This is a genomic window from Snodgrassella sp. (assembly GCF_024103505.1).
Taxonomy (GTDB): domain Bacteria; phylum Pseudomonadota; class Gammaproteobacteria; order Burkholderiales; family Neisseriaceae; genus Snodgrassella; species Snodgrassella communis.
The window spans coordinates 16,391-31,260 of sequence record NZ_JAGGIJ010000010.1; the positions used below are offsets into that span (position 1 = coordinate 16,391).

General features: G+C 45.2%; 15 protein-coding genes. 11 read left to right on the forward strand and 4 right to left on the reverse strand.

All coding sequences use genetic code 11. The annotated features are described in order from the left end of the window. Positions 1–55: 55 nt before the first annotated feature. The 5 genes from J6578_RS10350 to J6578_RS09385 all read left to right on the forward strand — a co-directional run bounded on the left by J6578_RS10350 (position 56) and on the right by J6578_RS09385 (position 5,106). Positions 56–271 (forward strand): PoNe immunity protein domain-containing protein, encoded by a 216-nt coding sequence (locus tag J6578_RS10350; protein ID WP_353736157.1) that lies wholly within the window; start codon positions 56–58, stop codon positions 269–271. Positions 272–716: 445 nt separating this feature from the next. After that, on the forward strand, positions 717–2,858 hold the full coding sequence (gene nrdD / locus J6578_RS09370) for an anaerobic ribonucleoside-triphosphate reductase (protein WP_287954478.1): 2,142 nt from the start codon (positions 717–719) through the stop codon (positions 2,856–2,858). Between the two features lie 2 nt (positions 2,859–2,860). Continuing rightward, a complete protein-coding gene (nrdG, locus tag J6578_RS09375) occupies positions 2,861–3,331 on the forward strand; it encodes an anaerobic ribonucleoside-triphosphate reductase-activating protein (protein ID WP_239350328.1) in 471 nt (156 codons plus the stop codon). 373 nt (positions 3,332–3,704) lie between these two features. Then, the gene (locus J6578_RS09380; RefSeq protein WP_239363994.1) at positions 3,705–4,268 is read left to right on the forward strand and encodes a hypoxanthine-guanine phosphoribosyltransferase; all 564 of its coding nucleotides are present in this window, start codon (positions 3,705–3,707) and stop codon (positions 4,266–4,268) included. Positions 4,269–4,698: 430 nt separating this feature from the next. Further along, positions 4,699–5,106, forward strand: coding sequence for a hypothetical protein (locus J6578_RS09385; protein ID WP_180296282.1), 408 nt, complete (start codon positions 4,699–4,701; stop codon positions 5,104–5,106). A 423-nt stretch (positions 5,107–5,529) separates the two neighbouring features. Here the strand turns inward: J6578_RS09385 and J6578_RS09390 are convergent, their stop codons facing one another. Beyond that, positions 5,530–5,928 (reverse strand): cytochrome b562, encoded by a 399-nt coding sequence (locus J6578_RS09390; RefSeq protein WP_239363990.1) that lies wholly within the window; start codon positions 5,926–5,928, stop codon positions 5,530–5,532. A 176-nt stretch (positions 5,929–6,104) separates the two neighbouring features. Next, complete coding sequence (gene argE, locus J6578_RS09395; RefSeq protein WP_287954480.1) at positions 6,105–7,262, reverse strand: acetylornithine deacetylase; 1,158 nt, start codon at positions 7,260–7,262, stop codon at positions 6,105–6,107. Between the two features lie 129 nt (positions 7,263–7,391). On the opposite strand from argE, the gene J6578_RS09400 reads away from it, so the two are divergent. The 5 genes from J6578_RS09400 (at position 7,392) to fghA (ending at position 10,933) form a co-directional block, all read left to right on the forward strand. Further along, complete coding sequence (locus J6578_RS09400) at positions 7,392–7,616, forward strand: RNA-binding S4 domain-containing protein (RefSeq protein WP_287954482.1); 225 nt, start codon at positions 7,392–7,394, stop codon at positions 7,614–7,616. Then, positions 7,613–7,786 carry an oxidoreductase-like domain-containing protein gene (locus tag J6578_RS09405; RefSeq protein WP_093092321.1) on the forward strand — a complete coding sequence of 58 codons (174 nt, stop codon included), beginning with the start codon at positions 7,613–7,615 and terminating at the stop codon, positions 7,784–7,786. Before J6578_RS09400 ends, J6578_RS09405 begins: the two co-directional genes overlap by 4 nt. Further along, positions 7,783–8,616, forward strand: coding sequence for a PHP domain-containing protein (locus J6578_RS09410; RefSeq protein ID WP_093092323.1), 834 nt, complete (start codon positions 7,783–7,785; stop codon positions 8,614–8,616). The genes J6578_RS09405 and J6578_RS09410 overlap by 4 nt, the downstream gene beginning before the upstream one ends. Positions 8,617–8,928: 312 nt before the next feature. Further along, a complete protein-coding gene (locus tag J6578_RS09415) occupies positions 8,929–10,038 on the forward strand; it encodes an S-(hydroxymethyl)glutathione dehydrogenase/class III alcohol dehydrogenase (protein ID WP_093092325.1) in 1,110 nt (369 codons plus the stop codon). 61 nt (positions 10,039–10,099) lie between these two features. Further along, complete coding sequence (gene fghA / locus J6578_RS09420) at positions 10,100–10,933, forward strand: S-formylglutathione hydrolase (RefSeq protein ID WP_176715076.1); 834 nt, start codon at positions 10,100–10,102, stop codon at positions 10,931–10,933. Positions 10,934–10,957: 24 nt separating this feature from the next. Here the strand turns inward: fghA and pyrI are convergent, their stop codons facing one another. Both pyrI and pyrB read right to left on the reverse strand, forming a co-directional pair. Beyond that, positions 10,958–11,416 carry an aspartate carbamoyltransferase regulatory subunit gene (gene pyrI, locus J6578_RS09425; protein ID WP_093092473.1) on the reverse strand — a complete coding sequence of 153 codons (459 nt, stop codon included), beginning with the start codon at positions 11,414–11,416 and terminating at the stop codon, positions 10,958–10,960. 7 nt (positions 11,417–11,423) lie between these two features. Then, positions 11,424–12,365 (reverse strand): aspartate carbamoyltransferase, encoded by a 942-nt coding sequence (gene pyrB, locus J6578_RS09430; protein ID WP_287954484.1) that lies wholly within the window; start codon positions 12,363–12,365, stop codon positions 11,424–11,426. A gap of 247 nt (positions 12,366–12,612) precedes the next feature. Between pyrB and J6578_RS09435 the strand changes: the two genes are divergently transcribed. Continuing rightward, complete coding sequence (locus tag J6578_RS09435) at positions 12,613–14,793, forward strand: primosomal protein N' (RefSeq protein ID WP_287954485.1); 2,181 nt, start codon at positions 12,613–12,615, stop codon at positions 14,791–14,793. Positions 14,794–14,870 lie beyond the last annotated feature (77 nt).

The following is a 14,870-nucleotide window of genomic DNA, read 5'->3' on the forward strand; positions in this document are numbered from 1 at the left end:
GTTAAAAGATACCTTAAATTTTTTAGATGGATACTTACAGCGATGATACGATGGATTGCGTAAAGCTGGTTATAAGTATGTTGATAGCCATTTATTTCAGCAAGGCAACTCTCAAGATTATTGTTCATTCTATGGCTATCAGTGTTTTGAAGTGGTAGCAGTAGTGTATATTAAAGAAATTAATGATAACAGTCTGCACCACTTTATCTATTACGCAAAAGATATGGTTAAATACACCCGTAATAACAACAAACAAATGAATATCACATAAATTAACCATAAAGAAAGGATGATCGCCATTGTTACTTTTTTTTAGAATAAGCACCTGTAAAGACTAGTGATCATTAATCTCCTCTACCCATTTTTTAAATTAATGAATCTGGGAACCATTGCCATAGAATTCGATATCTATGCCTGCCAGCAAGAAATGACCATTTTTTACACTCCGGTTTAATTTGCATAATTATTTGATTTTTATAAATGAAATAGCCATGTCAATTCTATTTGATGCGCTATGTCAAATAAAAGCGAAAAATGCTGCTTTATTCACTACACCAATCCCATATATAGTAGAAAAAAAAGGCCATAATGGTTCTATTACACTAAATGTAGTATTTATCACATATAAACACCCGAATCAGGCAAATTGTTATTACGTAATAGCAAAGCAGTAACTGCTACCTGTAAGTGCAGGCAGTAGCAGAAGGATAATCAGCATGAAACCCATTGTAATTAAAAGAGATGGCTGTCGCGTACCCTTTAATGCAGCCCGAATTCAGGATGCCATACAGCGAGCCGCCAGTGCCGTACACATTGATGATAATGCCTACTGCGCACAGGTAGCTGCGCGCGTTACCAGTATCATTGCCAGCCGCGAATGCGTTGATATCCATGATATTCAGCAGGCTGTAGAAGATCAGTTAATGGCTGGCCAGTATAAAGAATTGGCACGTGCCTACATTGAGTACCGCCATTCCCGCGATGTGGCACGCGAGTCGCGCGGCCGTCTCAATCGTGAAATTCAGGGACTGGTGGAACAAACCAATTTCAGCCTGCTTAATGAAAATGCCAACAAAGACAGTAAGGTTATTCCCACCCAGCGCGACTTACTCGCCGGTATCGTAGCCAAACACTATGCACAGCAACATCTGTTGCCACGCGACGTGGTACTGGCACATGAACGTGGCGAAATTCATTACCACGATTTGGACTATGCACCTTTTTTCCCGATGTTCAACTGCATGCTGATTGACCTGAACGGCATGCTGACCAATGGTTTCAAAATGGGCAATGCCGAAATCGAGCCACCCAAATCAATTGCCACCGCTACTGCCGTTACTGCGCAAATTATTGCTCAGGTAGCCAGCCATATTTACGGTGGCAGCACCATCAACCGTATCGATGAAGTACTGGCACCCTTTGTTCGTGCCAGCTACAACAAACATCTTGCTGTTGCAGCAGAATGGCAGATTGCCGATATTGAGGCTTATGCCCGCAACCGTACTGAAAAAGAATGCTACGATGCATTCCAATCACTGGAATACGAAGTTAACACCCTGCATACCGCCAATGGTCAGACACCCTTTGTCACTTTTGGCTTTGGTTTGGGCACCAGCTGGGAAAGCCGGCTGATACAAACTGCTATTTTGCACAATCGTCTGGCCGGCTTGGGCAAAAACGGCAAAACTGCAGTTTTTCCAAAACTGGTATTTAGCATTAAAGACGGCATTAACCACAAGGCCGAAGACATTAACTACGACATTAAGCAGCTGGCTCTGGAGTGTGCTTCCAAACGCATGTATCCCGATATTCTCAACTATGATCAGGTAGTAGCGGTTACCGGTTCCTTCAAAACCCCAATGGGCTGCCGCAGCTTTTTGGGCGTCTATGAAGAAAATGGTGAACAAATTCACGAAGGGCGTAATAATCTGGGCGTCATCAGCCTCAACCTGCCGCGTATTGCCATTGAAGCCAAACATGACGAAGCACGCTTTTGGCAACTACTGGATGAGCGCCTGCAACTATGCCGTACCGCACTGATGACGCGCATTGCTCGTTTTGAAAACGTCAAAGCACGAGTTGCACCGATTCTGTATATGGAAGGTGCCTGTGGCGTACGCCTGAATGCCGATGATTCAGTAGCGCAGATATTTAAAAATGGCCGTGCCTCTATTTCACTGGGCTATATTGGTCTGCATGAAACCATCAATGCCCTATATGGTAGCGACTGCCACGTCTTTGATAGCGAAACCTTACGCCAGAAAGCCATTGCCATCGTGCAGAAACTGCGCACTACTGCCGACCAGTGGAAAGCTGAAACCGGCTATGGCTTCAGCCTGTACAGCACCCCAAGTGAAAACCTGTGCGACCGCTTCTGCCGTCTTGATACCGCTGAATTCGGTGTGATTAGCGGCGTAACCGACAAAGGCTACTACACCAACAGCTTTCATCTGGACGTAGAGAAAAAAGTAAACCCATACGACAAAATCGACTTTGAGACACCTTATCCGACAATAGCCAGTGGTGGCTTCATCTGCTACGGTGAGTATCCCAATCTGCAACACAACCTCAAGGCACTAGAAGACGTGTGGGACTACAGCTATCGCCATGTACCTTATTACGGCACCAACACGCCCATCGATGAATGCTACGATTGTGGCTTCAGTGGTGAATTTTCCTGTACCAGCAAAGGCTTTGTCTGTCCAAAATGTGGCAACCACGACCCAGCACGTGTATCTGTTACCCGCCGTGTCTGCGGCTATCTGGGCAGCCCTGATTCACGCCCATTTAACGCTGGCAAACAGGAAGAAGTTAAACGGCGGGTCAAACATCTCAACCAACAATGTGGCGCGCTGTAAGCATGAATTACCACCAGTATTATCCAGTTGACGTGGTCAACGGCCCTGGTACCCGTTGCACCCTGTTTGTAGCCGGCTGCGAACATAAATGCCGCGGCTGCTATAACGCCACCACATGGCGTGTAGATTCCGGCAAACCGTTCGACCAACAACTGGAAGATCGCATCATCAGCGACCTCAACGACAGCCGTATTGTGCGTCAGGGTCTGTCGCTAACCGGCGGCGACCCATTACATCCACACAATCTGAATACCATCCTGCATCTGGTTAAACGAGTACGACAGGAAACCATCGGTAAAGATATCTGGTTATGGACCGGCTACACACTGACTGAATTATCATCCGAACAAATGCAGATTGTTGAGCAAATTAACACCTTGATTGATGGAAAATTTGTTGAAAAACTAAAAGACCCTTCACTTGTCTGGCGTGGCAGCAGCAACCAGAAAATTCATTACTTGCGCCCTGCATAACCCAAGCGTCTGCACCATTGCGATTGACTGACTACACCCATCCGATCACAACGGTGCATTTTCTTATTTTAGCCAGAAAAATTACATTAACAAACCAAACTGTTATCAACATCTCTCATCCGTAGACTGCCCGCAACCGCCAGAAATCGCATAAAATACGCGTCTTGCAAGTAAATTTGAGGATAATTGATCTTTTAGCTGTATAAAACTAATAAATCTCATTAACCTTAGTGCGGCCAACATCACCATAGCAGCACAAATTTACTCAATTAAACTGCAACCAACGCCACCTGCTTCTATCCTGTGCATATTGCTGGCCAGCCTACAGTGGCAAAACAGTTTTACCTTACGCAGACAAACATGGAAAACGCCAATGAGCACAATTGATTTAACTGCCAAACGCGCCGAAACTCAGGCAATGCTGGATAAAGCAGACTTGCTGTTTGACCGTAGCACCTGTGAAACCAGACTGGAACAGATGGCAGCGGACATCACCGCTGCACTGAGTGACAAATACCCGTTGGTATTACCAGTAATGGGTGGGGCTGTGGTTTTTACCGGCAAATTATTGCCATTGCTGCGTTTTCCGCTGGATTTCGATTACATCCATATTTCACGTTATGGTGACAAACTTCAGGGTGGTAGCTATCAGTGGCTGCGTGCTCCGCAAAACGCCGTAGCAGGACGCCATATTCTGGTACTGGATGATATTCTCGATGAAGGCCATACTCTGGCCGCAGTGAAAAAAGAAATACTGGAAATGGGCGCAGCCAGCTGTTCTACAGCCGTTTTTGCCAACAAACTGATCGGCAAAGACAAACCGATTGCAGCCGATTTTGTTGGACTGGATGTCCCTAATCGCTATGTATTTGGCTATGGCATGGATGCCGAAGGCAAATGGCGCAATCTGGATGAAATTTACGCGCTGGCTGAATAATAATTACTGTGCCACGGTAATTTAGTCATACCGTGGCTATTTTAATCAATCTCGTAAAAGCTTGTACAAACAACAAATTTACAAATAAGCAAAAGCTAAACGTTAAAATTCTTATAAATAACAAAGTGTCACACAGTGATATTCTAAATTTAGCTTAGCATTAAAAATAAAGAGTTTGAGGCGTACCCATAGTATCTATACATCTGCCAAATCGCTTGATAAATCGACTATTCTGCTAATTCAAAGACAAATTTCAATTTCAAATATGTGGCATATTTAAATTGCATTAATATAATAATATGGTACAATTTCCGTATAACTACCACTTAATTCATCGACAAAACAAGTTTTACCCTAAACTTACAATGACTTTAATATTTGTTTTTATAATTACATTTATTACTAATTTAAATATTAATTTAACTCATTCTTGACAAATATAATTATCCCCCAGTATCATGATCAGGCTGTATTAAATAGTACGGCCAGCTCTGGAAGGCTGTTTTATCAGACAGATAAACCACTAATATTTTTTATATTGTGGTGTTTTGTATTCTGTTCACCAAGTCATTGGCATACCTTTCCCATGGTAGACAATGGCAGGGAGGCTTTACGCCTGCCGGTTCTGATTAACGGTCTTCCAGCCTTGCCATTCTTCTGCCGCCCCATGCGTCTGGAAGCGCATAGCGGTTTGGTTAGAATAATCAGGAAGGGCAGTGTTTATGACTACTTTTGTGGCGGGAAGCCGCCATTTGGAAGCGTACATGTTACGCCTGTTTCCTCCTTCGATGATTTTAATGAACAATGCGCAGACTTCATCGAATTCCTATTACATTGATCTGCGTGAAAACAATTCTTTTAAACCTGATACATACTCATTTATCAGATATAAACTGAATTAGCTTAAAAACTGATTATTTAACGGTTAAACTTGGCAGTATGACTGATTGAATATCCTAATCGTTAATGACATAATTGGTTTTTATAACATTGTATTTATTAAGTTTAGTATTTTTTGAATTAATCGCTACAGTTTTCTGAGTGTAGCAAAGGGGGTGAAGAAATGTTTCAAAAAGGAATTTACCTAAAGAATTCTGGGTAATGTCAGTACAGCATCACTAATTCTGGTCATTATCCACTACCGCTTTGTTTGTCTATGTTTCCTGGTTCTTTAGCTTTTAAGGGGCGGAACCAGGCTTTTTGCATTCTATATCTGTATTATTTTCATTTTGATATATCAAAGACCTAATCTATAGCTATTTCAGCGCTTCATCGCCGCATGCCCTTCATCGCGTAATTGCAGTATCTTTTTACCTTCCATTTTGGCCTGCGCCATTTTTCCTGCATTAACCAGCCTACTGGTTTTATCGATCTCAGCAATTAACTTATCTATTTCAGACTGATACAGCCGTAATTTAAGATTATTCGCCGCAGCGTTTGTCAGCCCGTATGGTTTTTGCGCCCGAGCCGCCACAGCAGCAGTACGCATACTGGCTAAAGCCTTGCTGGCATCAGCCACTGTTTGCGCCGCATTAAAGCGCGCATAGCTCATCGTAATCGCATTCATATATACATTTACTTCATTAGCCTGTACAACCATATTGGATAGCATCAAGGATAATAACAATATCCCTGTAGGCAAAATGCGTTTCGTTGTCATCTGATTTTCCTGTTATTCGGTTATTATCAGCCAGTAATCAAACCACCAAGTATATTTAGTAGCGCAGTGTTAATGTTTTCAATTATATTGACAGCCAGCATACACCTAATAAAATATTTTTAACAACAACATGCTATTATGTAGCACAAATCAAAAGTATCGCTTTAATACAAATGTTACAGACTTTGCGCCTGAATCAGCCTGTGCAAGAAATGGTCACAACGATTCAGCTGCTCCAGTTCAATATATTCATTGGCTTTGTGTGCCACTGTAATACTGCCGGGACCACACACTACCGTACTGATACCACTATTCTGAAACTGTCCACCTTCGGTAACATAGGCAACTTTAGCGCGCTGATCCGTATCCACCAGTTGGTTAATTAAAGCATATAACTGCTGATTATCCACATCATTCAAGGCCGGTACCTGTACATTATGCGTTAGTTTAATTGTTGCCTCTGGTGCAACTGCCCGCATGGCTGGCAAGAGCTCAGTTGTTATATAGTGCTCAACTGGTTTAATCAGTTCTTCAACTGTCATATGCGGCAGATTGCGGTAATCAAATTCAAAAGCACAGTAGTCAGGCACAATATTGATGGCCGTACCACCCCGAATCAGGCCAGTAGATACTGTAGCAAACGGTACATCAAAAGCATGATCTAAATCAGCTCGCTGCTGTAACTGTTGCGCCAACTGGTTGATAAATACAATCAGGCGAGCAGCATACTCAATTGCATTCACGCCATTAGGTGTAAGCGAAGAATGGGCATTCTTACCGTGTACTTCACAACAGAACGTATGGATACCTTTGTGAGCCACCACCATCTGCATAGATGTGGGTTCACCCACAATACAAGATTGTGGCTGCAAACCCCGCCTCTCCAGCTCCGCCAACATAATCGGCGCACCGAGACAGCCAATTTCTTCATCAAAAGACAAGGCGATATGTAATGGCCTTTTCAATCTGGCTGCCTGCATGGCCGGAACCGCGGCGAGCACACTGGCAATAAAACCTTTCATGTCACTGCTACCGCGGCCATAAACACAACCATCACGCACATCAGCCACAAACGGATCAGAAAGCCAGTCTTGGCCGTCTACCGGCACTACATCAGTATGACCAGAAAACACCAGCCCGCCTGAGGTACTACCGTCAGATGCAGCAATGGTTACAAACAAATTAGCTTTGTCGCCGCTTACATTATGTGCCAGCCATGGCGACAGTTTCCTGCTTTCTAGATAACTGGCTACATGATTAATCAAGGCCAAATTACTCTGACGGCTAGTAGTATCAAAAGCAATGAGTTGACGTAACCAGTCAAGGGTATCCACAACAATTCTCCGGTAAATTCTGCTTTAACCATAACATATTTTATGCGCCTAGCGTAGCCACTCCAGCATACAATATTCTGCTTGAAGCAGATAATCGCTACAATAGCCATTTATTTAAAGGCACAATAGATGAAACAGCAATTCGATTTAGCCGGACATCCTCATATTGCATTATGTGATTTACTTAAACTGGCCGGACTGGCAGAAAGCGGCGGACGTGCCAAACAACTGATTACAGAAGGCAAAGTACTGCGCAATCACCAGCCGGAAACACGCAAAACAGCAAAAATTGTTGTTGGTGACTGTATCCAGTTAGCGGACAATGAAATCTGCATTATTAATAGTCAGGCATGAATACACCAGAATTATTAACTGCGCCCGTGCCACCGGAAGACGGAGAGTGCTGCAACAACGATTGTGGCGATGCCTGTGTCTGGCAGGTTTATTACCGCGAAAAAGCCGCCTATCAAGCACAGCAGACGCAACCGGCCACATCATCTTATACAGCTGGAAATAACCCATGAGTATCGACTTACATTGCCATTCTACTGTTTCCGATGGCGCCCTGACACCAGCAGAAATTGTACAGCGAGCGCAAGCCAATGGCTGTACACTCCTAGCACTGACAGACCACGACCACACCGGTGGTGTGGCTGCTGCACGTTTACAGGCAACGCAAGCAGGAATAACTTTAATTAATGGCGTGGAAGTATCAGTAAGCTGGCGTGGGCGCACCATTCATATAGTTGGCCTGAATATCGCACTGGAAGACGAAAGATTGCAAACCCTGCTCCAGCGTCTGCGCAGTGGCCGCCTGCAACGTTTACAGAGCATTGCCGAGAAGCTGGCCAAAAAGGGTATTAGTGGTGCTTATGAAGGTACACTGGCACTGGCTACCAATATAGATATGGTGACACGAACCCATATTGCTGATTTTCTAGTCAATACTGGCCATGTAAACAAAAAAGCGGATGCTTTCCGCAAATATCTGGGCGATGGTAAATCTTGTAGCGTCAAACATCAGTGGGCGGAACTGACTGAGGTTGTCGCTGCTATCCGGCACGCTGGTGGTATTGCTGTAATCGCACACCCAATGCGCTATGATCTGTCGGCTACTGCCCGTCGCAATCTGTTTAGTGATTTTAAGGCCTGTGGTGGTACAGCTATAGAGGTACACAGTGGACGTTCCAGCCAGAACGACCGTCTGAACTATGCCTTACTGGCACAACAATTCGGATTTCTAGCCAGTTGCGGCAGTGATTTTCACCGCGATGGTGATTTTGGCGGTGGTTTGATTGGCTGCTGCCCGCCATTACCACCAATATGCCAGCCAGTGTGGACGAATTTTACTTAATCATCACCGCAAAGTCAGCGACATTCAAGTCAATGAAAAACATTGATTTTGCTTTATTCTAAACAAAGAATGACCATATATCACAATACTGACAAAAACCCAAACTATACAAATCCAGATATTACTCTAACCCCCGACTGATTTTTTAATCAATACCTATTATTGATAAAATAACCATTCCAGCAACTTAAGCCTTTAACACTCACATGCAGCCGAAGATTAATTATAAATGTGAGACTGTTACAGCAAGTATGATAACCGTCTACCTGCTATCATTTCACTCAAACCAACTATTTGCCAACAGGATAAATCATGAAATCTCGTGCCGCAGTTGCTTTCGCCCCAGGTGAAGCATTGAAAATTGTTGAAGTAGATGTCGCACCACCCAAGGCAGGTGAAGTACTGGTTAAAATCACTCATACCGGTGTATGCCATACTGATGCATTCACGCTCTCGGGTGCTGATCCAGAAGGCGTATTTCCTGCCATTCTTGGTCATGAAGGTGCAGGGATTGTCGTGGAAGTTGGTGAGGGCGTAACCTCGGTCAAACCGGGAGATCATGTTATTCCCCTGTACACCGCTGAGTGTGGCAAATGCTTATTCTGCCTTTCAGGAAAAACCAACCTCTGTACCGCAGTACGAGCCACGCAGGGCAAAGGACTGATGCCGGATGGTACTACGCGCTTTTCCTATCAGGGACAGCCGATTTATCACTACATGGGCTGCTCTACTTTCAGCGAATATACCGTAGTGGCGGAAGTATCGCTAGCCAAAATCAATCCTGAGGCCAGACATGAGCAGGTGTGCCTGCTTGGCTGTGGGGTAACTACCGGTATTGGTGCAGTACACAATACAGCGAAGGTACAGGCTGGCGATACGGTTGCCGTATTCGGACTAGGTGGCATCGGGCTGGCCGTGGTACAGGGTGCGCGACAGGCTAATGCCGGACGGATTATTGCAATTGATACTAATCCGGCCAAATTCGCACTAGCCAAACATTTTGGTGCCACCGAATGTATCAATCCGCATGATTATCAGGAACCAATACAGCAGGTCATTATCCGCCTGACTGAATGGGGCGTAGACCATAGCTTTGAATGTATCGGCAATGTGGACGTAATGCGTGCAGCATTGGAATGCGCACACCGTGGCTGGGGACAAAGTATTATTATTGGCGTAGCAGGCGCCGGTCAGGAAATAAGCACACGGCCTTTTCAGCTGGTTACCGGCCGTGTATGGAAAGGTTCTGCATTTGGTGGAGTTAAAGGCCGTTCGCAACTACCGGGTATGGTAGAAGAAGCGATGCAGGGCAAAATTGAGTTATCACCATTTATCACCCATACCTTACCACTATCAGCTATCAATCAGGCTTTTGAGCTGATGCATACCGGTGAATCCATACGTACCGTTATTTACTACTAAACAAAAGTGTGCACATAATCTATTTACATTAAACCAACGCAGATAAACTGAAATGCCTGAAATCACCCTGCTGGCTACCCACCAACTATTTAACGGCGAACAACGACGCTATCGGCATTACAGTCGCTATAACCAGTGCGACATGACTTTTTCCGTGTACCTGCCATCACGTGCCTTACAGGGCTACCGACTACCTGTAGTGTACTGTTTAGGCGGGCTTACCTGTACCGATGAAAATTTTTCCATTAAGAGTGGTGCACAGCGTTTTGCTGCTGAATGGGGCATAGTACTGGTCATGCCGGATACCAGCCCGCGAGGCACAAATGTTGCCAATGCTGATATCTACAGTTTGGGACAAGGTGCCGGATTTTACGTTAATGCCACTCAACAACCATGGGTTCAGCACTATCAGATGTACGATTATGTAGTGACAGAACTGCCCGAACTCATCGAAAAGCATTTTCCGGTCAATGAGCAGCGTAGTCTGTGTGGGCACAGCATGGGTGGACATGGTGCATTGATGATTGCCCTGAAAAACCCACAGCGTTATCTCGCGGTATCGGCATTTGCTCCTATTGCTCATCCGATTGCCGGAACATGGGGTCAAGAAGCATTTACCGCCTATCTGGGAAAGAATCAGGCAGACTGGGCTATATATGACAGCACTGAGCTGATCAGCCAAAATCCGCCACCATTCCCCATTCTTATTGATCAGGGCAGTGTGGACGAATACTACCCAGCGCAATTACACCCACAAGACTTCGTTCAGGCAGCCAGATTCAAAGGCGTTAATATCCGTTATCACCTGCGCAAAAATTACGATCACAGTTACTATTTTGTTAGCACGTTTATCGAAAGCCATATCAGCTTTCATGCTGAAGCATTCGGATTATAAATCAACAGTCGAGCAGAGTAACAACTAAGCTTCAACTACCAATTCCCGTGCAAACGTTTTTTCGCAATAATGACAACGCAAACGTGTTTCGCCATGACTAACCCGCACCGAAAAATGACTCTGTACCGGTTCATCATGACTGGCACAATTACTGTTCGGACAACGAAACACTTCAGTAATACTTTCTGGCAAAGAAAGTGTGCGTTTGCGTACCACACAAAAATTTTCGATATCATTAACAGTGGCCTGTGGTGCAAACAGAGCTAAGCGGTTGGCAGCAGCATCATCGAGAAATTGGCCAGATATTTTAATAATATCCTTGCTGCCACTAGAATGGCTGCTCAAATTAAACCCCACAGTAACCGCATTACCAGAATGCAGCAACCTGAACTGGCGCAAAATGGTCAATCCCTGCCCTACCGGAATGTGATCAATTACTGTGCCGTCTTTTATTGCCTCAACACTCAGCTTGGTCTGATTCATCATCTGTTTATCCTTTTACACTGATTGCATCAATATGTTCATTCAGAATAGCTGCCAGAATAGCCTGACGCGCATACATCCCATTATTCGCCTGCTGAAAGTAATAGGCATGAATACTATTATCAACATCCGCATGAATCTCATCCACACGCGGTAAAGGATGCAGAATACGCATATTTGGTTTGGCCTGTTTCAGCATAGCAGCACACAGGCTAAAGTGACCACTGATTCTGGCAAATTCCTGTTCATCAAAACGCTCACGCTGGATACGAGTCATATACAGAATATCAGCCCATGCCAGTGCCTCTTCCAGACTGTCGGAAGTCCGATAGGCTACACCGTTAATATCCAGCTGTTCACAAATATAGACCGGCATCGCCAGCGTTGGCGGAGCAACAAATATAAACTCACAACCCCAACGGCTAAGTGCCTGCGCCAGTGAATGAACCGTACGGCCATATTTTAAATCGCCCACCAAAGCAATTTTTAAATTTTGCAAACGCCCCTGAGTTTCATATATCGTGACCAAATCAAGCAATGTTTGCGACGGATGCTGATTGGTTCCATCACCAGCATTAATCACCGGTACATGAGCAAATTCACTTACCACACGCGCTGCACCATCTTTCGGATGACGCATCACAATTGCATCTGCATAATTACTGATAATCCGTGCAGTATCTGCCAGCGTTTCCCCTTTTTTAGTACTGGTATTGGCTCCATCGGCAAAGCCGATAACCTTACCACCTAACCGTTGAATAGCCGTTTCAAATGATAAGCGGGTGCGGGTAGATGGCTCAAAAAAACACGAACCAATCAAACGTCCATGCAATAAATCAGCCTGTGGTTGCTGTTTTAACTGCAAAGCAAGCACCAGCAAAAATTCCAGCTGCGCAGTAGATAAATCATTAACAGAAATGAAATGTTGGCGATACAGCGGATTATCCATAATTTAACCTTCAGCATTTATCAATAGGCACAAAAAAACCCGTTCATAAACGGGTATACATACGGTAATTAACTGCTTTCAAGTAACACCTGCTCCAAACAATATGTAAAACCAGCCACAAGCATCCACATCACACAGTAACCCCATAATAAACTAATATAAATTATCGCATAAACAGCGCATTGATAAAAGCTAGCTACTTTGAGTTACAATAAACAATTCACAGTATTTTTTATTTCTGTTTCCATTGATTTATCATCAACTGGCACTAAACGTGCCCCTGTACTCACTGCTTACCTATGCGCACCCCACAGCCCTGCCGGCAGGTACACGTGTGGCCGTGCGTTTTCGCAAACGTCTGGTGGCAGCAATTGTATGGGAAAGCAATGTACAGCCCAAAATTGATATTAATAAAATACTGCCAATTGAAACCATACTCTCCGAAGACTGGCAATTACCCGCAGACTGGCGTGCCTTACTCAGCTTTACTGCCCGCTATTATCACTACCCGCTTGGACAAGCAGTCATGGCAGCCTTGCCCAAAGGCCTGCGCCAGCCCGAGGCCGTACCATTACCGCATCAGGAGATGATGTATACACTCAGCGACAGAGGCCGTATCCAGCCAGCACCACTGGCACGCTTTCACAAACAACATGCTTTGTGGCAATGTCTGCAATCCGCACCAGCTACACTGCAACAGCTTAAAGCCAAGCATAATCAGGCCACGAACTACCTCAACCAGTGGCTGCAACAGGGCTGGGTACAGGCCAAGCCTGTTCCAGTCTGCGGTAGCATTCCAGCCAGCCCATATCAGCTTAATCAGCAACAACAGCACGCCAGCACATTGATACAAGCCAAATTTGGCCAATTTGCCCCATTTTTGCTATACGGTATTACCGGCAGTGGCAAAACCGAAGTCTATTTCGACATCATGGCCAAAGTATTACAACAAGGCAGGCAGGTTCTGTTCCTATTACCAGAAATCAACCTTACACCACAATTGATGCAACGTGTACGCCAGCGATTTCCATCAACCGCCACTGTCATATTACATAGCCAGACTGCTGCCGGTCAGCGCACCAGCAATTATCTTCAGGCTGCACTGGGGCAGGCTGCGCTAGTAATTGGCACACGACTGGCCGTATTTACGCCCATGCACAATCTAGGATTAATTGTCGTCGACGAAGAGCATGATTACTCATTCAAGCAAGAAAGTGAGCTGCGTTATCAGGCACGTGATCTGGCGGTATGGCGTGCCCAACAGACAAATTGTCCAATTGTACTGGGCAGTGCTACCCCATCATTGGAAAGCTGGTACAAAGCCCAGCAGGGAGCTTACCAACTACTCCAACTGAGTGAACGCGCCCATGCCTGCGCTCAACTACCGCAGATTCATTTACTGGATATTCGCCGACTGCCATTAGATAACGGCCTTAGCGATATCATCAAGCAAAAGCTACAGACCAACTTTGCCAACGGCGGCTTAAGCATGATATATCTAAACCGGCGTGGCTTTGCTCCAGCCTTATTTTGTGCAGCCTGCGGTCATATCTTTGGTTGCCCAAACTGTTCAGCCAAAATGGTTTTACATCAGCATGCCGGCCAGTTACGCTGTCATCATTGTGATTTCCACCAACGTATTCCACACAGCTGTCCTGAATGTGGTAATCAGGATTTAACTGCCGTTGGTCAAGGAACACAACGAATTGAAGAAGATTTGCAACACCTATTACCCGATGCACGCATCTTACGTGTAGACCGAGACAGTACCGCACACCGGCACGACTGGGCAGCAATCTATAGCAAAATCATGCAACAGCAGATTGATATACTGGTTGGCACCCAGATGCTGGCCAAAGGCCATGACTTTCCCCATCTGAATCTGGTGGTGGTTTTAAATGCTGACAACAGCCTCTATAGTGCCGACTTCCGTGCACCAGAACGTTTATTTGCCGAACTAATGCAAGTGAGTGGCCGTGCCGGTCGCGCGAACTACAAAGGTGAAGTATGGGTACAAACACGACAACCTGAACATAAAGTTTACCAAGCTCTGGCCACCCAAAATTATGTAACCTTTGCTACAGCCGAACTGGCAGAAAGACAGGATCTGTGCATGCCGCCATTTAGCCATATGGCAGCCATCCGTGCCGATGCCAAAACCATGCGCCAAGCACAGGAACTACTGCGTCAGGCATTACAGGGCATTGAGCGACAACAATCACTACCAACCAGCGTTAGTGCTTTCGGGCCAGTACCCATGCTCATGGCACGACTGGCCGGTTACGAACGGGCGCAGATATTTCTGGAAAGTAAAAACCGGCGTGACCTACACCATAGCATCACCATATGGCATAGCTGGCTACAGCATCTGGAAAAAATCTATCCACACACACGCTGGCTAATTGATGTTGATCCACTGGAAATGTAATCAGCAAGCAACCTCACCTCCGGAACAAACAGATATTCTGTCTATACTTTGCCAAAGTTCCATCAATACCGTGCAAA

Bases quoted from the DNA above. Each gene is read 5' to 3' on its own strand.
- nrdD (WP_287954478.1), top strand. From the start codon at position 717: ATGAAACCCATTGTAATTAAAAGAGATGGCTGTCGCGTACCCTTTAAT.
- nrdG (WP_239350328.1), top strand. From the start codon at position 2,861: ATGAATTACCACCAGTATTATCCAGTTGACGTGGTCAACGGCCCTGGT.
- J6578_RS09380 (WP_239363994.1), top strand. From the start codon at position 3,705: ATGAGCACAATTGATTTAACTGCCAAACGCGCCGAAACTCAGGCAATG.
- J6578_RS09390 (WP_239363990.1), bottom strand. From the start codon at position 5,928: ATGACAACGAAACGCATTTTGCCTACAGGGATATTGTTATTATCCTTG.
- J6578_RS09400 (WP_287954482.1), top strand. From the start codon at position 7,392: ATGAAACAGCAATTCGATTTAGCCGGACATCCTCATATTGCATTATGT.
- J6578_RS09405 (WP_093092321.1), top strand. From the start codon at position 7,613: ATGAATACACCAGAATTATTAACTGCGCCCGTGCCACCGGAAGACGGA.
- J6578_RS09410 (WP_093092323.1), top strand. From the start codon at position 7,783: ATGAGTATCGACTTACATTGCCATTCTACTGTTTCCGATGGCGCCCTG.
- J6578_RS09415 (WP_093092325.1), top strand. From the start codon at position 8,929: ATGAAATCTCGTGCCGCAGTTGCTTTCGCCCCAGGTGAAGCATTGAAA.
- pyrI (WP_093092473.1), bottom strand. From the start codon at position 11,416: ATGAATCAGACCAAGCTGAGTGTTGAGGCAATAAAAGACGGCACAGTA.
- pyrB (WP_287954484.1), bottom strand. From the start codon at position 12,365: ATGGATAATCCGCTGTATCGCCAACATTTCATTTCTGTTAATGATTTA.